This is a genomic window from Rugosimonospora africana, assembly GCF_016862975.1.
GTDB classification, from domain to species: Bacteria; Actinomycetota; Actinomycetes; order Mycobacteriales; family Micromonosporaceae; genus Rugosimonospora; species Rugosimonospora africana.
Map to the genome: position 1 here is coordinate 42,961 of NZ_BONZ01000050.1, position 19,359 is coordinate 62,319.

Here is a 19,359-nt window from a genome sequence, read left to right on the forward strand (position 1 = left end):
GAAAAGCCGAGAGCGACTCGGCACGCCTGGGGCCGCGATGAGCCCGAGGTCGGGGTTTGAACCAGCCGTTGCCAGCGGTCCGTTACGGCTTTCAGAGGAGATCGTATGCTTGCGCGAGATCGTCGGCCCAGTTGGAGTCGTGGTCACGCTCGAATGCTTCGTACAGCCGGTCTCGAACCGTTGCACGGCGCAGCCAGGCGTCCAGAGTGCGCGGCCCCCGCGCCGCGAAGTTGAGTCCGTTCACGGTATCCGCCAGGTGGCGATCCGCCGCCGAGCCGAGCGTGTCATCCCAGACGTCGAGGAATCGGTCGACGCTCTCGGCGGTGGAGACGGCGACGAGGAAGGTCACCGTGTCGACGAACGAACCGACGTTCGACGGGTACGCCGCCAGCAACGAACGCCACACCGCGTCGAGGTAGCTGTCAACCGACTCCTGCTCGGCTTCGGGCCACGTGCGCCACTCCTCGCGGGGCAGCATGCCGAGAACGACCCCTGGGTCGAGCTCCATCGACGTGACCATTCGCTCCAGCAACAGGGGCAGCAGGCTCTTCACATCGTCGCGACCGCCGATGGTCCCGCCGAGGCTGATGGACAAAGAGAACAGGTCATGCTCGTCGACCAGCACCTCGTCGACCAGTACGGAGCCCCGACAATGCGGGCAACCGTCAAGCACCGGCCGAAGAGGCTATTGGGCGAACGCGTCCCGGACGCGCTCCAACGCCGTTGCCAGCCCGTCATCCACCGGTCGATTGTTCCATCCGCCAGTTCTCGGTCTCTCTCTTCTACCGCCGAGCGGCCACTACGTCGTGCCACTTCACCTCAGCGTCCCGTTTCAGTGCGCGTGGTGACTTACTCGTCAACACCCACCTGTATCGAACCCGAGGTCGTCATCGTCTTCGCCACTTCGCTCAGGTCGTTGTTCAGTTGGTGATCGCGCCCGGGCAGCCGGTGCACCTGTGCCTGCGGGATGGCGCGGGCATACAGGTCGGCGTGCGACGGTGGGGCGGTCTCGTCCTGGAGCCCATGGAACACGTGCACCGGCACGCCTCGCGGCAACCTCGCGCCAAGGTCGTGTGGCAGCTCGAACTCGTCGCCGGGCCAGCCGTCCGCACCGACGAACGGAGCGGCGATCAGCACGATCGCGCTGAGCTCCGGTTCCGGTCGCCGATCAGCGAGCACGTTGATGAGGATCGTCGCGCCGACCGAATGACCGGCGACGACCGCGCCGTCGTCCAAGTCCGTCAGCTCCCGTCGGATGGCCGCGCTCCACCTGGCGTAGCTCGGGTCGCCCTCGTCGGGCATGCGTGGGTAACGGACCTCGTACCCCTCGCCCAGCTGCCGCCTCAGGCTGTCGAACAGCTTGTCGTCCCACTCATCGTGCGCGCCCGCGCCGCCGCCCTGGATGAACAGGATCTGCCGGATCCCTGCCATGACGATCCACCTACCGCCTCTCGGTGACGATCCAGTTTCGCTGCCGGCCCGTGATGAACCCCATGACCCACGAGCCCGTCGCAGCCGCGCCCACCCCTGTGCGCGGGAAGGCCCCACTGCTGCCGTGCTCACGCGGCGTTGATGCCCTCATCTTGCCCGACGGGTCCGACAGTCTTGCGGACTTCGTCCTCGAGACGGGGCCGGGCGGGCGGCACGGAGTTGGCGTGGAGTCGGCGTGGAGTCGGCGTGGCAGGGACTTCAGCCCCGGCGTCGCCCATCGCGCCGGATGCGTCCGGCAGTCACCGCGGCGAGCGGGCGGAGTTCGCGAGCCGGTCGGCCAGCGCGACAACGAGGCCGCGGAGTTCATCCGGCCGTTCGATGACGAACGGCCGGTCGAGCGACGCGAGCACCCCAGGCAACCAGTCGAGCCGTTCCGCCCGCAGTTCGACGCGCAGCCAGCCCTCGGTCTGCCGGTCCCCGTCCGCCGGCGACGGGAGCTCCTCCACGCTCGCGACGCTGGCGGGAAGTCGGGCGCGGATCTGCTCGGCCGTCGCTTGGATCCGCAGGGTCACTTCATGCCGGTACGGGGCCTTGGCGAGCCCCGAGAGGACGCGCTGCGCCGGATCGAGTCCGGCGGGCGGCTCGAACGAGCCGGGCAGGGTTCTCGCGTCAGTGATGCGATCCAGCCGAAATGTCCGGTCCTCGGCGATCTCGGGGTCCGCACCCGTGACATACCACCGGCCCGAATGGGCGACCAGCCCGTACGCGTGCAGCGTACGTTCACTGCGCCGGCCGTCGGCGGCGGTGTACCTGATCGAAATCGGCCGGCGATGGCGCACCGCATCGGCGATAGCGAGCAGCACCACGGTCTGCGGGGCGGCGAATTCGCCGGGCTCAGCCGTGAAGGCGAGGGATTCGAGCACGGTGTCGAGTCTGCGGGCGAGCCGATCGGGCAGTACCCTGCGGATCTTGGCCGCTGCCGTCTCACTCGCTGTACCGGCCGTCGTCATCAACCCCGTTCGGCGACCGGCGACCAGGCCGAGCAGCACAGCGAGGGCTTCGTCGTCGCTGAGCATGAGCGGAGGCATGCGGTATCCGGGAGCGAGCCGGTACCCGCCGTAGCGGCCGCGCACCGCCTCGACGGGCACGTCGAGGTCGATCAGGTGGTCCACGTACCGCCGCACGGTGCGCCCGTCGACGCCGAGCCGGTCGGCGAGTTCGGCCATCGTCCGGATGCCGCCCGACTGCAGGAGTTCCAGCAGGGTAAGGACTTGAGCGGTAGGTCGAGCCACGTACCAAACCTAGCGCGAATACTGGACCGTTTCTGTCCAGTATTCGTAATAGCGTGGCGTCGAACCGCTCCACCGATCAAGGAGATCACCATGAACCTCGTCTCGATCCGCATCATCACGGAAGACGTCGCGCGCCTCGTCGACTTCTACGAGCGAGCCACGGGAGTGCGGGCGGACTGGGCCACCGAGGACTTCGCCGAGCTACGGACCGCCTCCGGCACTCTCGCGATCGGCAGCACCCGCACCGTCTCGCTGTTCGCGCCTGGCTCCGCCCGTCCGGCCGACAACCGCACCGTCATCATCGAGTTCCTCGTCGACGACGTGGACGGTGTGCATCAAAACCTGGCCAGCTTCGTCGAGGATTTCGTCAACGAGCCCACCACGATGCCGTGGGGCAACCGGTCACTGCTGTGCCGCGACCCCGACGGCAACCTCGTCAACTTCTTCACCCCTGTCACCCCGGCCGCCATCGAGAAGTTCGCTCGCTGACGACAGCACGGATACAGCTCCCGTTCGATCGCGCACGCGTGGCGACTCGACGGGTGGCCGGACGCGGCGCCCTGCTCCAATGGCAAGGCGCCGCGTCGGTGGAAGCTGTTGTGTCGGTGGAAGCTGCTACTCAGATCAGCGCCGGTCAGCCCAGTGGAACGACCGTGCTCGACCCGTTCGTCGCGACCTGGACCGCGGTGGCCTCGGCTGGCACCAGCGCGGCATTCTCCCGTGCCCCCTGCCACGGCCCGTTGTTGATCCGGTAGCTCAGTACCGCACCCTTGCGGGCCACGACATAGCCCTGCCCGCTCGGGAGAGTCACCTTGACCGGCAGCGGGGCGGACGCGTCGAACGGTCCCACGTACCCGTACCGGATCGTGCCGGCCGGCGAGCGAAGCGCGTACCAGAGGAAGGCCGGGTCGCCAGGCAGTACCGCGTCGCCGATCGTGACGCCGCTGCCGTCCGGCGTCGTTCCGCAGGCAGTGAAAGGCCCTTCGCTTATCTCCGAGGCGCCCAGTGGATCCGTGAAGGGGCTACGCGTCGGGTAGCTGACGGGGGAGGGCAACCGTAGGCACTCGTTGGTGCCCGGGTTGGGCCCGTTCAGGTGGTAGGTGTCCCAGTTGAGCCGGCCGTCGGGTCGATTCTGATCCCGGCTCGGCACGGTCCCGACCTGGTAGATCCCGGCGTTGTCGGCGGTGTTGACCAACCAGAGCGGTTGGCTTTGCCCGTAGGGCCGCGGTGCGACGGCGATCGCGCCCTGGTCGGCCCGCGGCGGTACCCGAACTACGGCAACGCCCCCCGTGAAGTGCAGCGGCTTCCAGTCGTCCCGGGTTATCTGACCGTCCGGGTGGTAGGTGCGTTTCACCGAGTACCCGACGGGGCCGCCCGGGTCGAAGACCACCAGTACCGAGCGGTCCGCCCCGGCGAGCATGCCACCGGTCCCTCCCGGGAACGGCAACTGCTCCAGCGGCTGGTCCAACGGCTCCCACAGTGCGTCGACCACGTGCGGCCTGCCCACGATGTCGGTGAGATAGCCGATCGCGACGCCGGGATGGTCCACGTGATCCTCGGACACCGTCAGCTCTTGCTCGATCACGGCGACCCGGCCCGCCGGGGTGTTCAGCGCCCAGGTCAGATTCGTCGCCCCCAGCTCGGTCACCCGGTACGAGTTGCCCTTGGCGACCTGCCACTGGCGGGCCCAGGCCCCCCATGCCGTGGTGACGTCGTCTGCGTAACGGTTGTCGCCGGCCAGGTCCCCGCGGGTCGGTTGGTCGAAGCCGGGGATGGGAGCCAGCGGCGCGTCGTACCGGTTGTCCGCGTGCCAGGGACGCAACGCGAGTACGCCGCCGACGGCCACCAGCAGTACGACCGCCGCCGCTGCCGCCAGGAGTCCGTGCTGCCGATTCCGTCTCCGAACTTTGCGCCGGACCAGCTCCATCAGCACCGGCGACGGCTCCAGGTCCCGGGTGACCTCCGACATGACGTTGCGGATGTCGCGCTCGTCCGCGCTGTTCACGAGTTCCTCCCAGATGGTGAGACGGGCGCGTCGAAGGTCGGGCCCAGGGCGGTACGCAGCCGGGCCAAGCCACGCGAGGCATGGGTCTTCACGGTCCCGACCGAGCAATTCAGCAACGACGCGACCTCGGCCTCGCTCAGGTCGTCGAAGTAGCGCAAGACCACGGTCGCGCGCTGGCGGGCGGGCAGCTCCCGCAGAGCATTTTCAACCACCGCGCGCAGCGCGACCCGGCCGGCATGATCCGGGTCAGCCGGATCATGCGCGTCGATCAGCGGCGCCTCGGGGCGTCGTCGCCGCAGCCGCCAGCGGTTCGTGGCGCCATTGACCAACGCCCGCCGGGCGTACGCCTCGGGCGAAGTCGCGATCCGCGACCACCGCCGGTAAACCCGCTCCAGAGCGTCCTGCAGCAGATCCTCGGCCGCGTGCCGATCCCCAGTCAGCAGATACGCCGAACGCAGCAGCGCACCGGCTCGTCCCCGAACAAAGTCGTCGAACCCGGTACCCGGTTCCTGTCCCACCCAACCTCCCCGATGGCATCCATGACACTTGCTAGACACCGGCGAGAGCCGCCACGTTGACAATGATCGACAAGATTGTTCCGGCCGCCACCGTCGACCTCAAGCGGCATCGGGCTCAACCGACCCAGATGTGTGTACCGGCCCGGGAACTTCGGAGCGGCGGCGGTCCGCGCGCGGCTCGCGTCGTAGCGATATCGTGCTCATCCGACACCCGACACAAGCGGCGCGGGGTGCCCGTGGCATGCCATAACTTGACGGTGTGACGACCGTCTTCGTCCTGCTCGTCTGCCTCGGCATCATCGGTGTGCTCTATGGGCTGTACAAGCTGTGGGAGCTGGTACTCGCCGAATGGCTTTCCGACCAGTGGGCGAAGCTCAAGCGCCGCGACGTGCCGCTGCTGTCGCCGTTCGCGCGCTGGTGCGCCGCACTCAACGCCCTCGTCGAGATCATCTTCGATATCTCGGCGCTGAACCTGGCGTTCTTCGCGGCGGGCATCGCGGTCGTACCGATGATGACGCCCTCCATCGGACTTGACCTTGACACGTGGTGGCACATCGTCCTGGGCTATCTCGCAGCGGGTGTGCTGCTGCTCTATGGTCTGCGTACCTTCGTCTCCCGCCGCCGCCGCGCCTGGTTGTACGGCCGGCTGCGTCCCTTGGGCGCAAGCGGCCTCACCGCCTTCTTCGCGCTGTCTGTGGCCTCGGCCATCTGCCTGTTCAGCAGCATCAGCGGCGCCCTACCCGCCCACCGGTGGACCGCCACGCCCGGTGGCCGGATCGGTGTGCTCGATTGGCTTTCCTTCTACAGCTGGCAGGCGCTGGACACGGTGCCGGTGCTGAACCTGACAGGCACGCTGCGCTGGGACATGCCGCTGGCGTACCGGGACTGGCGCATCGGCGTGCTCGTGGTGCTGTTCAAGGCGGTCGCCGTACTCCCGATCGTGACCGCGGTCAGCGGGTACTTCCGGCCATACGACGACGTGCGGCGCCTACCGGACGACCCGACCGCCACCAACCTGTACGGTCTGGGGTTCGTGCTGGACGGACCCAACCTCCGGGCGGGGTTCTGGCCCTTCTCCCCCGCGGCGCAGCGGTCCGAGCTCTTCGCGCAACTGCGACCGCTCGGGATACGTGGGCTCGGCGGCTTCTACGCCGTACTCGTCGGTGCGGTGTGCGTACCCTTCCTGATCCTGACACCTGTGATGTCGGAACTGGGCTGGCTCGGCGTCGCCGGCGTCTCGTTCGGGCATTGGATTGCCTTCTACGCCTGGCACGCGGCGAGCCTCGCCCCGGGGTTCGACGCGCCGAAGGCGCTGCGATGGCAGGAGCCGCTCGCGACATCGGACTCGCGAGTGGGTGCGCTGGCATTGGCTTTCAAGATGATGCTGATCCTGCCGACGATCGCCACGATCCGCGGGTACTTCGAACATCCACCACCTGAGCCGGAGTCGCCGCAGGCAATCGTCTCCGCCGGCACCTGAACGGACCCATCGTTGCCGCTCCGGTTCCCGACACGGAGACCGCTCCACGTCACGGCTGCCGCTTGGATTCCCCCTCCGGTCGGAAAACGAGCCTTTCCCGCGTGTACCGCTCCGCGCGCGGATAGCGTCGAAGCGCCCGTTGTCCCAAAACTCCGGGGGGACCGATGAGACTGCGAGCCCGAAGTTTCTTGGTACTGGTGGCGGCCGTCGGCATCACCATCACGGCGCCGGCCGCCGGCACGGCGGCGTACGCCTCGAACTCCTCGTGCGGGACGGAGGCCGGCACCTGGGCAAGACACTGCGATGGCGGAACCACGGCGTGGCTCGCCCTCAGCGACGTGCACTTCGACCCGTTCGCCGGCCTCGACACCGCCACCGTCGACAAACTGGCCACCGTCCCGCCGCAGCAGTGGGGCAGCATATTGACGCAGGGGCCGGCGCAGCCGAGCGCCTACGGGAAGGACACCAACTACGCGCTGCTCTCCTCGTCTCTGGCCTCGATGGGCAGCACCGTGGCCAAGCCGCCCGCGGTCCTGATCTCGGGCGACTTCCTCAGCCACGCGTTCAAGGACGACTACCACGCGCTCGCCACGGACAAGAGTCAGCAGGGCTACGAAGCCTTCGCGGACAAGACGATCGCCTTCCTCGCCGACGAGTTCGACGCCACCTTCCCGAAGTCACAGTTCATCGTCGCCCTCGGCAACAACGACACGACGTGCGGCGACTACGAGCTCACGCCGCACAGCCAGTTCCTGAAGAACTTCGCCGAGGCATGGGAGCCCCTGGTCAACCGCGGCGGGCGCGCGCCTGGGTTCGCGAAAGACTTCCCGCAGCTCGGCTCGTACGAGGCGCGCACGCCGACCGGAGGCCACGCGGTGGTGGTCAACGACATCTACTGGTCGCCGAACTACCGCAACTCGTGCGGTGTGCCGGGCGAGGATCCCGCGGCCGAGGAACTCCAGTGGCTGACGACGACCGCGCGACAGCTGCCGGAAGACGGCCGGTCGTGGCTGGTCGGCCACATCCCGTTCGGCATCGACGTGTTCTCCACGCTGAGCGGCGGGTCGCCCGTGGGGCTGCTCGACGCCGGGAACCAGGCGCAGCTGTTGAGCGTCCTGCGCGGCAAGGCATGGGGCCTGACGGTCTTCGGGCACCTCCACATGAGCACGTACCGCCTGGCCATCGGTCAGCGGCCAGCACCCGCCATGGTCGTACCCTCCATCTCCCCGTACTTCAGCAACAACCCGGCGTACTACGTCCTGCGGGTCACGCCGCGGCAGACCGTGGTCGACTACACCGCCCACGCGCTCAACCTGCACGCCAGCTCACCCGTCTGGAGCCTGGAATACTCGTTCGACCAGACCTACGGGCTGTCCGAATTCGACGCCACCTCGCTGGCGCAGCTCCAGATCGAACTCAACCAGAACACCGAGCTGCGCAACGACTACATCCGCTTCTACAACTCCGGCAGCGGAATCGGCGGCATCACCGCGGCCACCTTCCGGGCGTACTGGTGCGGCGCCGTCGCGCTGACCGCTGCCGAATACTCGGACTGCACGAGACCGGCCACCGCCGTCGCGACCCCGTGAGGTCTCGAACTCCGCGGCCGGCAATTCGGCAGCGGCCGGCGCTGTCTCCCCAGAGGGCTACAGGGCATCGGGCGGTCCGTAGCCCCGGCGCTCCTCGATTGTGCGGTACGTCGTCGGTTCATCGCTGACGACCCGGCCGCGACGGCCGCCCCAGATGAACGTCGTCACGACCAGGCCAAGGGCGCCGACCGCCATCAGGATCCAGCCGACCACATCCATGTTGACGCCGCCAACATGCACGTTGAGCGCGAACGCGAGGATCGCACCAGCGGCGATGAGGAACAGACTCACACCGATGCCCACGATTGATCCTTCCTGGATACAACAGGCTTCGGTATACCTGCTACCCAACCCGACAGTCCCTCAACCCAGGCAGAAACTGCGCCGAATCGCTGGCAGTGTCGCGAAGCCCACCCGGCATCGCGGCACGCGTCACCGGACAGGCCGCGGATCCGGGAACAATCCCTCCTCGGCAGCGGCGCGCAGTTCACCCGCTCGCACGGATGTGGTGCACTGGTTGCCGTGACCGGGACGAGTAATCGGCGGCAGTGGCCTGGGATCGTGTCGGGAGTGCTGGTGGTCGCCGTACTGCTCGGAGGCTGGGCAGGCTTCCGGTGGTGGCGCGACAGGCCTCCGTACGGTCCGGAGGTGGTTTCGGCGCACGTCGTCGTGCGAATGGTGGACAACGACAGCGTCTGGCCGGCGCTCACCGGGTGGGGTGCTAGTCGGGAGTCGTTCAACGTGCCGCCTTTGGGCCCCGGGTGGCAGCTCGTCGCTGGCCAGCTGAGTTACTCGGTGCCCAGGAATGCCCGGGACGCCGGTGAGTACTGGATTGTCGTCGAGGATCTGCGGTCCCGCTACCGGGCTGCCAGCATCTGGGGCACAGGCCCGGACCCGGACAGGGTGGGGCAGGGCTGGGACGGTGCGGTCAGCGCCGGAATCGGTGACTATCCCTGGCTGTCTGACTACCGCTCTACAGACTCCGGCGGCGTCACCATGGCCGCCGATGCGCCTGGACCGGTCGAGTTCGTCGCGATGATCCCGCCGTCGATCGCACCGATCGCCGCGTCCGATCTCACAGTCTCCCTGGTCTTCCTCGGCAACAACCGGCACGTGTACTGGGCACAGCGGCTCCTCGGCTGAACAGGTCGGCGGGGCGACCGCCGCGTGATCGTGCACTGCCGGTGAGGGCGAATGCGGGTCATGCGGCGGCCGCCGGAGGCGCGTGGCCGCCCTCGAAGGGGCGGCCGAGTTCGATCCGGCGTGCGTCCCTATCGCAGGCCGTTCAGCCGGGTCGAACCGCGCCGGCAGGCGCGCGCCTACCCGCTCTACGGAATCTGAGCGGCAAGAGTCGCGTCCAGAACCAGATCCGCGTTCCAGTAGATGGCATTCTCGTTCGTCGTCCAGTTTGAGTCGTTGTCCAGGTAGCACTTGGCCGGGGTGGTGCAGGACAGCAACGGGTTGTTGTAGATGTTCGGGCCATCCGCCAGGTAGCCCTTTGGCACGCCGGGGTGACCCTGATTGCTCCAGGCCGTCGAGTAGATCGTCGTGATGCTGTCCGCGCCCTCCCCGGAGACGAAGCTGCGATGCAGCGGATTGATCCCCAGGATGTAGTTCATCGCAGACTCCACGGCCCGGCCGACGCGCACGTCGCCGCGCAGGTCGTGACCGCCCAACACGATGGTCCCTATCGCCAGTACGTGCATCGTGTTGAGCGCCACACCGTTGCTTCCCCAGTAGTAGTCGTTGTCCTGAAGCGTGTTGCGCCACGGGCCGTGCTCCGAGCGCGCCAGCACGGGCTTGCGCCACGCCGCGAATTCAGTCGCAAACCAGGCCCTGGCGGCGGCATCGGGATGACCTGCCTGCAGGTAGTCCAGGAAGGCGGTCTGTGCCATGTTGCCGACGCCCCCGGGATTGTCCCTCGACCCGTCCCAGGCGCTCGCGAAATTCTGGTAGTTGTCAAGGAAGTACCGATTGAACTGGTCGTCGCCGGTAGCCCGGTAAAGCGCCGCGGCGGCCCACAGGCGATCCGCGTGGTCGTCGCTGATGCCATAGGGACCGGGAACCGGGGCGACGCCGTTGGGGTTGGCAACCAGGTAGTCCCAACCACGACGAGCCGCCGTCAACAGGGTGTTGGCGTAGGTCGGGTCAAACTTCTTGAAGGAGATCGAAGCCTCTGCCAGCGCCGCGGCAGCGCTGGCTGCGTCATCGGTCGGCCTCACATTGGTCAGCGAACCATTGACATCCTCGATGAGACGCTGCGTGGCGTCGCTGTCAGGTGCGGCGATACCAGTGGGCTGAACCATGTGGTAGAAGCCACCGCTTGCCTGATCCCGCATCTTCAGGATGAAGTCGAGTTCCCACTTCGCTTCATCCAGGATGTCAGGAACGTGGTTCCCGCTTTCCGGTAGGTTCAGTTGGTTGTCCCTGAACTCGTTCGGGAAGAGCTGATAGGCCCACGCCAGCTCGGACACGGCGACCGCACCGGAATTGACGTACTTCCCGTAGTCGCCGGCGTCGTACCAGCCCTGTGAGACGTCTCTGCGGGGATTTGCTCCGGATGCGAACGGAGCGTCTGCGTCCTGAGGGTGCCCTATCCCACGCGTGTACACGCCGGCGTGTGCGGCATCGAGCGCGATTCCCTGGCGCTGATAGTAGAAGTAGCGGGCGGCATCGACGATCAGCGGCTGGTAGACGTCGGTCCCGATCCGAAATGGCAACGAATCTGCCACACCCGGTGCCGCGACCGAGATGTAGTAGGTGTCGGGCTTGAGCAGCGAGGAGAAGTCGGCCTCGAAGATTCGTTCGCCCGATTGACTGTCATAGTCGTCGACCAGCTTCAGCTTGCCGTTGTACGCGACGGAGTTGTCGGATGCGCGTTTCACCTGGAAACGCGTCCCGTCGACAGCGTTGAGTTCATCGGCGTAGCCACTCACCAGAGCGTACTTCTCCGCGAGGACGCTGTAGCCAAGTTGGTTGACCTTGATGAAGGGTGCGCTGTGCTCTTGATCCCGCGAGGTGAACTTGATGTCATTCAGCCAGAATTCCTGGGCGTTGTTGTTGGCGCTCCCGAAGTACAGTAGGTACACCTGATTCAGGTCGAAGACGCTTCCCGCGGGAATGAGGTCCGTGAGGGGTATGCGCACGTGTTGCCAGTCCGTGGTGACCGTGACGTAGTTGCTGCTCCGGATCGAGGACGTGTTGTACTGGACGGGATCGCGCCTGTAGTTGCGATCCCCCATGCCGATCGTGAACGCTTCGCCACCCGCGGCACCCTTGATGTTGAATTCGAGTGCGCCGTTGGCGTAGTACGGAACCAGTGAGTAGGTTTCCCAGTTGTTGTCGGCCTGGGTCACCGACCACCAGCCGAAGCCGCTCGAGCCATCCGAGGTGACGTTGAGACGCAGCGACGGGAGGCCGTTGTACGTCTCCGCGGTGTCCACGGGAAGTGCCGGATTGCCGTTATAGGGCTCGGTTTCGAGACTGAGCGGGGAGCCGGCACCGGCCCACTCATCATTTCTCGTACTACTGAAGACGGGAAGATCCTTCAAGGGATGGCTACCAGAAGTGGCGGCCAGGGCGTTGGATCCATTCATCAGAAGCGCCGTGGAAAGGATCATGAGCATCGCCGCGATCGAGCAGACAATCGGCTTACCCGATTTGAGCATACTTGCCTCACCTTCGTGTGAACGATGGTTCGCAGTCGTGCTGCTCGGCCCAGCCGTGCTCATCGATGAAGGTCGGCCCGGAGATGTGAGCGCGGCGGATGGATGCTCCCGGCGTGCAATCGTACGTGACGCATTCGGGGTCGTCTATTAGCTGGCGGCAGCGAGAGACCCTGCTGCCGGGGCCGCGACTGGGATGTCGCGCATGCCGCGCAGCGGGGAGAAGAACAGCCACAGCCCGCTCGCGCATCCACCGATGACCGCGATCCACAGCGTGGGCCGCACACCGAGCGCGGTGCCCAGGGCTCCGCCGACCACACCGCCGAGCGGCAGGGTGCCCCAGGTGATCCACCGTGAGCTGGCACTCACGCGGGCGAGCAGCTCGGGCGGGCAGGTCGCCTGCCGGTAGCTGAGCAGCGCGACGGCGCACACCGTCGCGGAAAACGTCCACGAGATCCAGCCGATCGCGAACAGCAGCACGCGCACGTCGGGTCCCGCGGCCGGGATCAGCAGGCCGGGCAGCGAGAACACCGTCATCGACAGCCAACACACCCGCGCCGAGCCGACCCGTCGCGCCAGCCGTCCCGCGGTCAGGCCACCTGCCACGCCGCCGATGCCGCCAAGCCCGAGCAGCAGGCCGACGTAGCCCGCTGTCAGGTGCAGGTCGCGCACCAGGAACAGCGGGCCGAGCGACTCGACCATGACCACGAAGAAGTTTGCGCTGCCGCTCCACAGCATGCCGCGCAGCAGGATCGGCTCGCGCAACACGTAGGACAGCCCGTCGCGGATCTGCGCCTGGAGCCCCGGCCGTGCGCCGGGCCCGGCCGCGGTCTTCGCGGCGGGCGGCTCGGTCGCGCGGATCGCCAGCAGCCCGCCGGCCGACGCCAGGAAGGACACCGCGTCCGCTGCCATCGCGGCCGCGGCACCGAACAGACCAACCAGCGCCGCGCCGAGCCCGGGGCCGCCGACCTGCGCGACCGATTGGCTGGTACCCAGCTTGCCGTTGCCGTCCATCAACTGCTCGCGCTCCAGCAGCGTCGGCAGGTAGGCCGGGTAGGCCACCGAGAAGAACACGCTCAGCACGCTGGAGAGCGCCGCCACGGCGTACAACTGGACGAAAGTCAACGCGCCCGCCGCGGCGGCCAGCGGCACCGAGCCGATCACCACCAGCCGGCCCAGGTCGCATCGCACCATCACCCGGCGCTTGCCGAGCCGCTCGACCACCGCCCCGGCGGGCAGCGACACCAGCAGGTACGCAGCCGTCTGCGCGGCCGAGAGCAGACCAACCTGCAACGCGCTCGCCCGCAGCACGATGACCGCGACCAGCGGCATTGCCAACACCGTGACCTGCGAGCCGATTTCACTGACCGTCTGCCCGCCCCACAACAGCAGGAAATCCCGCTGCCGCCAGAGCGCGGGCCGCCCGATCACGCCGGTCGCCACCCGACCCATGATCTCACCCGCGGCCGGGGGCGGTCGAGCGGCGTGAACGGAGGCTGACGGGCACGGCCTACCAAGGACGCGCGGGCCGGGACCTCACGGTCCCGGCCGCGCCACTTACTGGACGCCGAGCAGGTCGACCACGAAGATCAGTGTCTCGCCCGGCTTGATCGCGCCGCCGGCGCCACGGTCGCCATATCCGAGGTGCGGCGGGATGACCAGCTTGCGCCGGCCCCCGACCCGCATCCCGACCACGCCACGGTCCCAGCCGGTGATGACCCGCCCGCCGCCGAGCGGGAAGGCGAACGGGGAACCCCGGTTCCACGAGGCGTCGAACTCCGCACCCGTGGAGAAGGAGACGCCGACGTAATGCACTGTCGCCTGCTGACCCGGCCGGGCCTCCGGACCATCACCGACAGTGATGTCCTCGATGACGAGGTCAGCCGGTGGCGTACCCTCGATCGGCCCGATCTCTGGCTTGTCCACGTTGACTCCTTCTATCGGATCGGGAAGATTCCTCTCCCCCGGTGCATTCGTCTCAAGAAGGCAGCCTACGCCCGGCTATCAGCCCGATCCCGCAGCGGGGCAAAGCGCGAGGACGCGGTGGCGAAAGGCCAACCACACCGTTTGGTCGGGCGGCAGGCGCCCGTGCGGCATGCCGGCTTCCGGGTGGGTCCGCGGTTGCGGCCGCGTACCCACCCGGAGGGGTTCAGCTGAGGAGGTTCAGCTGAGGAATTGCCAGAGGGACGGCGCCGCGGTCGGTGTCCAATCGGCCTGTGACGTGTGCGCCTGGAGGCACTGGTAGTTGTGGCCGGCATAGGAGACCCGGTCGCCGACTTTGTAGGCGTGGTTGACGACCCAGGCCGGGTAGGCACCGGTCGCGGTCGGCGTCGGCGTCGTGGTGCGGGTGGGCGTCGGGCTCGGAGCCGTGGTACGGGTCGACGTGGGCGTCGGGTTGCCGACGGCGGCGCCGTTGAAGATGCCGGTGAACTGGAGGGTGCTCTGGCTGATGCTGGAGCAGTTGGGGCTGGCCCCTCCGCCCGCTCCGCCGGGGCACGGCTGGTCGCGCCCGACCGACCAGAACGCCAGCCGGCCGACTCCATTGCTGTTGGCGAAGCTGACCACGCTCTGCGCGTTGGCGATGGTGAAGATCTCGCCGGCCTGGTCGTTCTGCCCGATCATCGGCGTGATGCCGAGGCTGCCGTAGCCGAAGCCTGACCAGATGCCCCGCGCGACCGAGAGAGTGCCCTGTGCCGCACTGATCGCCGCGGCACCCATGTTGGACACCGCGCCGCCGTAGTCCATCGTCATGATGTTGACCAGGTCGATGCGGGTGCCGTTGTTCTTGGCGGCCTGAAGGAACGCGGTGCCATTGCCGTCCGGCCCGTTCTGCAGCACCGGGATGGTCACCGAGACGTTCAGGCCCGAGTTGTTCGCCTCCAGGGTCTTGATGGCCTGGAAGCGGCGGTTGATTGAGCCGGAGTCGGCGATGGCGGCGCCCTCGACGTCGAAGTCCAGGTGGTTGACGTGGTACTTGTTGATCACGCTCTGGTAGGCGGAGGTGAGCGACGCGGTGTTCGTGCAGGACTGGGCCAGCTCCACGCCGCCCGCCCCGCCGAACGAAATGATCGTCTGGGCACCCTCGCTCTGTGCCTTGGCGATCTTCGCGTTGGCGCCGGAGCTGTTGATGTCCAGCGTGTCGCCCCAGATCGGCGTGCAACCGCTGCCGATGATGAACGCGGCGGTGTACGCCTTGAGGTGGGCCTGCGTGATCGCGCTGTCGAGCATCCCCGAGCTGTTGGCGGACAGGTCGACGTAGGGCGCGAGACCGAATCCCGTCGCGGCCGACGCGGAGTTGGTGGCGAAGACGAACGCCCCACCTCCCGCTGCGAGCACGGCCGCGGACCACAGTGCCATCACGGCGGAACGTCTTCTCATGGCGAAGAGCACTCTCCTCTCGTCGGATCAGGGCAGGGGTTCGGCGGTCGCGATGTCCGTCGGTAATGCCGCGATCACTACTGTTAAGACTCTTCACTGATTGACGTACGACATTAGGAACCGCGTCGGCAACTGTCAATACCGTCGGAGGTACGCGTTCCGCCGGCAGTCGAGGCGCCCCGCCAATGGTGATCTTGGACCGATGGTGGTGTGATCGAGGCATTCGAATCCGGCGAGGTATTCGGAGGGATCGTCAGGTGTCCCACAAGTGGCCGCTCGTCGCCCTCGTCGCGGCGCTCCCCGTACTGGCGCTGACACCCAGTGTCGCCACCGCCCACCCCGACCGTCCCGGGGATGTCTCCGTCGTCCTCACCAACCTGGACAACGAGACGTTCCTGGCCCGGCAGCCGGCCCTGTCCTGGCAGGTCACCCCGGCGGGTACCGTCGCGCCGAGCGACAGCCAGACCATCACCGTCGACACCACCAGGCAGTACCAGCAGATCACGGGCTTCGGGGCCTCGTTCACCGACTCCTCCGCCTGGCTGGTCGGCACCAAGCTCGACCCCAAGCAGCGCGACGCCGTCATGCGCGACCTGTTCGGCAGCCAGGGCATCGGCCTGTCGTTCCTGCGCCAGCCGATGGGCGCCAGCGACTTCGCGGTCAACGGCAGCTACTCCTACGACGACATGCCGGCCGGGCAGACCGACCCGAGCCTGGCGCACTTTTCCATCGACCACGACCGGGCGTACATCCTCCCGTTGCTGCGCCAGGCCAGGCAGATCAACCCGCGGCTGACCATCATGGCCACGCCATGGAGCCCGCCGGGCTGGATGAAGACCAGCGACTCGATGGTCACCGGCAGCCTGCGGACGGACGCCTACCAGCCGCTCGCCGACTACTTCACCAAGTTCCTCCAGGCGTACGCGGCCGCCGGCGTGCCGGTGCAGTACGTCACCCCGCAGAACGAGCCACTCTACGAACCGGCGACCTACCCCGGCATGTTCCTGCCCGCCGCGCAGGAGGACGACCTGGTGAAGAACTACCTGGGCCCGGACCTGCGCGCGCATCACGTCAACACCGGCATCCTGGCCTACGACCACAACTGGGACGTGGTCAGCTACCCCGAGACCATGTACGCCGACCCGGCCGCGGTCGGCTACGTGACCGGTACCGCCTGGCACTGCTACGCCGGTGACGCCACCGCGCAGTCGGTGTCCCACAACGACTACCCGGGCGAACCGGCCTGGCAGACCGAGTGCTCGGGTGGCACCTGGGAGGGTGACGACCACGCCGGTTTCGCCGGCGCGCTGGGCCTGGTCATCAACTCGACGCGGAACTGGGCCAAGGGCGTCATCCGGTGGAACCTGGCGCTGGACCAGAACAACGGTCCCACCAACGACGGCTGCGACACCTGCCGCGGTGTGGTGACCGTGGCACCGGACGCATCCGGCCGGTGGACGTACACCAAGACCGTCGACTACTGGGGCATCGGGCAGGTGAGCAAGTATGTGCACCCGGGCGCGCGACGGGTGGCCTCCAACAGCTTCGGCGCCGGGGACCTGCAGGACGTGGCCTTCGCCAACCCGGACGGCTCCACCGCGCTGGTCGTCTTCAACTCCGGTACGGCATCGCGGACGTTCCGGGTCGGCTGGGGCGACAAGTCGTTCGGCTACACGCTTCCCGCGGGCGCGGCGGCCACGTTCACCTGGACCGGTCGGCAGCACGGCAGGCCAGACCCGGCCGCGATCGGCTCGGTGGACATCCCGCTGGACGGCCCCGGCGGCAGCCACCCACTGGTGAATGTGGACAGTGGCATGCTCGCCTTCCAGTCACAGGTACGAGTCGGCGGGCAGTGGCTGGGGTACACGCTGCCGACCGGTGCCACGCTGACCCCGCCGACGTCGCAGCGGGCGTTGTCCAGGGACGGCTGGTCGGTCTCGGCGTCGGCGAGTAGCCCGGACGACCCCGCCGGCAACGCGATCGACGGTGACCCGGCGACCCGGTGGAGCACCGGCCACGGCATGACCCCGGGCGACTGGTTCCAGCTGGATCTCGGCGCGCCGCGCACCTTCGACAAGCTGGTGCTGGACACCAGCGGCAGCAGCGGCGACTTCGTCCGGCAGTACCAGGTGCTGGTTTCCGACGACGGCGTTACCTGGTCGGATCCGATCGCCACCGGGCCGGGCGCCACGGTGACCCAGATCCTGACGCCGCCCGTCACCGCACGCTTCGTGAGGGTCGTGAACCAGGCCAACTCGGGCAGCTGGTGGTCGATCCACGAGCTGAACGTATTCGCGCCGGGACCGACAACCACCGCCGCGGCAGGGTCGGGCTCCGGCGTGCAGCGCAAGACCGCCACGCTGCCGGACGGCACCCAACTGCTGGTGGTGTACAACCCGGGGCACGCGGTCGCCAGTTTCCCCGTGGCGTGGGGCGCGACAACGTACACCTATCGGCTGCCGGCCGGCGCCGCGGCCATCTTCAGTACCAGGTGACGCTCCTGGCCGAGTCCCAGGTCGGCAGGAACTCGCTCTGCGGCATAAGCGGGTGTGCCATCGCTGTGTCTGTGCCAAGATGGCGAGCATGTCGAGCAGCCGCACAGGTGGTGAGGGGGGACCCGGGCAATCGCGCACGCGTTGATCAGGCCCTTGTCCACCTGACACCGCGTGCTGCGCCCGACTCCTCCGGCCCCAGACTCCTCAGCAGAGCAGTCGCCTGAAGACGTACCCGTGACGCAGCCGGGGTTCGCGCTGCCCGGAGTCGTCCATGCCTCTGCTCGTCCTCGTCTATCTCGCCTACATCAGCATGGCCCTGCCCGACGGCCTGTTCGGCGTCGCCTGGCCCTCGATGCGACTGACCCTCGGCGCACCCGTCAGCGCCGTCGGGTTGCTGCTGCCCTTCGGCGTGGCCAGCTCGTTGCTGTCCAGCACCGTCACCGGATTCGTCGTCGACCGCGCCGGCATGGGCCGGCTGCTGGCCATGGGCGCCGCGCTGTCTGCCGCGGCGCTCGCGCTCTTCGGCCTGGCACCCGCGTTCTGGGTGCTCATCCCGGCGATCGTGCTACTCGCCACCGGGTTCGGCGGCGTCGACGCCGCACTCAACGCCTACGCCGCGCGCCGGTTCACCGCCCGGCACATCAACTGGATGCACGCGAGCTACGGCCTCGGCGCGATGGCCGGGCCGCTGGTCATCACCGCGATCGTCGGCGGCGGCCAGTCCTGGCGGTGGGCATACGCCGGTATCGCCGCCGTGCAGGCCGTCGTGTCGGTCGCCTTCCTCGCAAGTGCCAGGCGGTGGCCCACCCCACCGCCGCGCCGGCGGCCCCCGTCGTCGGAAGTGTGGCACGCGCTGCGCATGCGTGGGCTGTGGCGCGGTGCGGCAGTCTTCGCCGTCGAGACCGGGTTGGAGTCCACCACCGCACTGTGGACGTTCCTGTTCCTCACCAGCGACCGCGGCCTGAGCCGCGTGGTGGCCGGGGCTGCCGTGTCGGCGTACTGGGGGATGCTGTGCCTTGGCCGGCTCGTCCTCGGCCCACTCGCCGAGCGGTACGGCCCGCACCGGGTGCTGCGCGGCGCCGCCGCGGCTGTGGTCCTGGGCGCGACACTGGTACTGCTCCCCACGGCCGGCACCGTCGCGATCGCCGGGGTGGTGGTCATCGCGCTCGGTGCCGCACCGATGTTCCCGCTACTGACACTCACCACTCGGGAGCGGGTCGGCGCCGAGCACGCGGACCAAGCGGTCGGCGTCCAGGTGGCCGCGTCCACGGTCGGTTCGGCAACCATCCCAGCGCTGGTCGGCGTCCTCATCGGGCACTTCAGCACCGCCGTCCTGGGTCCGTGCCTGCTCGTCCTCGCCATCGCCGTCGCCTACACCACCGCCCACAGAACGGACAGCGGCTCCCCGGCGGAGCCGGACGCCACGACCCGCCATGCCACACCCACCAACACCCACCCAGAGAAACCGAGGAATCGACAGACGCAAGGCTAGGGAACCAAAAACGC

Annotated in this window: 16 protein-coding genes; 6 read left to right on the top strand and 10 right to left on the bottom strand. The window is 68.1% G+C overall.

What is annotated here, in order from left to right:
• Positions 1-91: 91 nt before the first annotated feature.
• From Raf01_RS26370 to Raf01_RS26380, 3 genes are all read right to left on the bottom strand, one after another.
• Positions 92-625 (bottom strand): hypothetical protein, encoded by a 534-nt coding sequence (locus tag Raf01_RS26370; protein WP_203920703.1) that lies wholly within the window; start codon positions 623-625, stop codon positions 92-94.
• A 224-nt stretch (positions 626-849) separates the two neighbouring features.
• Entirely contained in the window at positions 850-1,431 is a 582-nt protein-coding gene (locus Raf01_RS26375; RefSeq protein WP_203920704.1) for an alpha/beta fold hydrolase, read from the bottom strand.
• 299 nt (positions 1,432-1,730) lie between these two features.
• A complete protein-coding gene (locus tag Raf01_RS26380) occupies positions 1,731-2,723 on the bottom strand; it encodes a helix-turn-helix transcriptional regulator (protein ID WP_203920705.1) in 993 nt (330 codons plus the stop codon).
• A 90-nt stretch (positions 2,724-2,813) separates the two neighbouring features.
• Here Raf01_RS26380 and Raf01_RS26385 point away from each other — a divergent pair, with 90 nt between their 5' ends.
• Positions 2,814-3,212, top strand: a complete 399-nt coding sequence (locus Raf01_RS26385; RefSeq protein ID WP_203920706.1) for a VOC family protein — start codon at positions 2,814-2,816, stop codon at positions 3,210-3,212.
• 145 nt (positions 3,213-3,357) lie between these two features.
• Here the strand turns inward: Raf01_RS26385 and Raf01_RS26390 are convergent, their stop codons facing one another.
• Both Raf01_RS26390 and Raf01_RS26395 read right to left on the bottom strand, forming a co-directional pair.
• On the bottom strand, positions 3,358-4,728 hold the full coding sequence (locus tag Raf01_RS26390; protein WP_203920707.1) for a hypothetical protein: 1,371 nt from the start codon (positions 4,726-4,728) through the stop codon (positions 3,358-3,360).
• Positions 4,725-5,246: a SigE family RNA polymerase sigma factor gene (locus tag Raf01_RS26395; RefSeq protein WP_203920708.1), complete on the bottom strand. Its 522-nt coding sequence runs from the start codon at positions 5,244-5,246 to the stop codon at positions 4,725-4,727. Before Raf01_RS26395 ends, Raf01_RS26390 begins: the two co-directional genes overlap by 4 nt.
• Before the next feature lie 259 nt (positions 5,247-5,505).
• Between Raf01_RS26395 and Raf01_RS26400 the strand changes: the two genes are divergently transcribed.
• Together Raf01_RS26400 and Raf01_RS26405 are read left to right on the top strand one after the other, a co-directional pair.
• Positions 5,506-6,726 (top strand): hypothetical protein, encoded by a 1,221-nt coding sequence (locus tag Raf01_RS26400; protein WP_203920709.1) that lies wholly within the window; start codon positions 5,506-5,508, stop codon positions 6,724-6,726.
• Between the two features lie 164 nt (positions 6,727-6,890).
• The gene (locus Raf01_RS26405; RefSeq protein ID WP_203920710.1) at positions 6,891-8,315 is read left to right on the top strand and encodes an acid sphingomyelinase family protein; all 1,425 of its coding nucleotides are present in this window, start codon (positions 6,891-6,893) and stop codon (positions 8,313-8,315) included.
• 57 nt (positions 8,316-8,372) lie between these two features.
• Here the strand turns inward: Raf01_RS26405 and Raf01_RS26410 are convergent, their stop codons facing one another.
• Positions 8,373-8,618 carry a DUF6458 family protein gene (locus Raf01_RS26410; RefSeq protein WP_203920711.1) on the bottom strand — a complete coding sequence of 82 codons (246 nt, stop codon included), beginning with the start codon at positions 8,616-8,618 and terminating at the stop codon, positions 8,373-8,375.
• Positions 8,619-8,963: 345 nt separating this feature from the next.
• Between Raf01_RS26410 and Raf01_RS26415 the strand changes: the two genes are divergently transcribed.
• A complete protein-coding gene (locus Raf01_RS26415) occupies positions 8,964-9,458 on the top strand; it encodes a hypothetical protein (RefSeq protein WP_203920712.1) in 495 nt (164 codons plus the stop codon).
• Between the two features lie 185 nt (positions 9,459-9,643).
• Here Raf01_RS26415 and Raf01_RS26420 read toward each other — a convergent pair whose 3' ends face one another.
• The 4 genes from Raf01_RS26420 to Raf01_RS26435 form a co-directional block, all read right to left on the bottom strand.
• Complete coding sequence (locus Raf01_RS26420; protein WP_203920713.1) at positions 9,644-11,983, bottom strand: glycoside hydrolase family 9 protein; 2,340 nt, start codon at positions 11,981-11,983, stop codon at positions 9,644-9,646.
• Positions 11,984-12,130: 147 nt separating this feature from the next.
• The gene (locus Raf01_RS26425) at positions 12,131-13,423 is read right to left on the bottom strand and encodes an MFS transporter (protein ID WP_239133928.1); all 1,293 of its coding nucleotides are present in this window, start codon (positions 13,421-13,423) and stop codon (positions 12,131-12,133) included.
• A gap of 114 nt (positions 13,424-13,537) precedes the next feature.
• Positions 13,538-13,906, bottom strand: coding sequence for an FKBP-type peptidyl-prolyl cis-trans isomerase (locus Raf01_RS26430; protein WP_203920715.1), 369 nt, complete (start codon positions 13,904-13,906; stop codon positions 13,538-13,540).
• Between the two features lie 237 nt (positions 13,907-14,143).
• Positions 14,144-15,358, bottom strand: a complete 1,215-nt coding sequence (locus Raf01_RS26435; RefSeq protein ID WP_203920716.1) for a carbohydrate-binding protein — start codon at positions 15,356-15,358, stop codon at positions 14,144-14,146.
• Between the two features lie 257 nt (positions 15,359-15,615).
• Between Raf01_RS26435 and Raf01_RS26440 the strand changes: the two genes are divergently transcribed.
• Complete coding sequence (locus Raf01_RS26440) at positions 15,616-17,853, top strand: discoidin domain-containing protein (RefSeq protein WP_203920717.1); 2,238 nt, start codon at positions 15,616-15,618, stop codon at positions 17,851-17,853.
• A gap of 271 nt (positions 17,854-18,124) precedes the next feature.
• Positions 18,125-19,345 carry an MFS transporter gene (locus tag Raf01_RS26445; RefSeq protein ID WP_203920718.1) on the top strand — a complete coding sequence of 407 codons (1,221 nt, stop codon included), beginning with the start codon at positions 18,125-18,127 and terminating at the stop codon, positions 19,343-19,345.
• Positions 19,346-19,359: the final 14 nt, after the last annotated feature.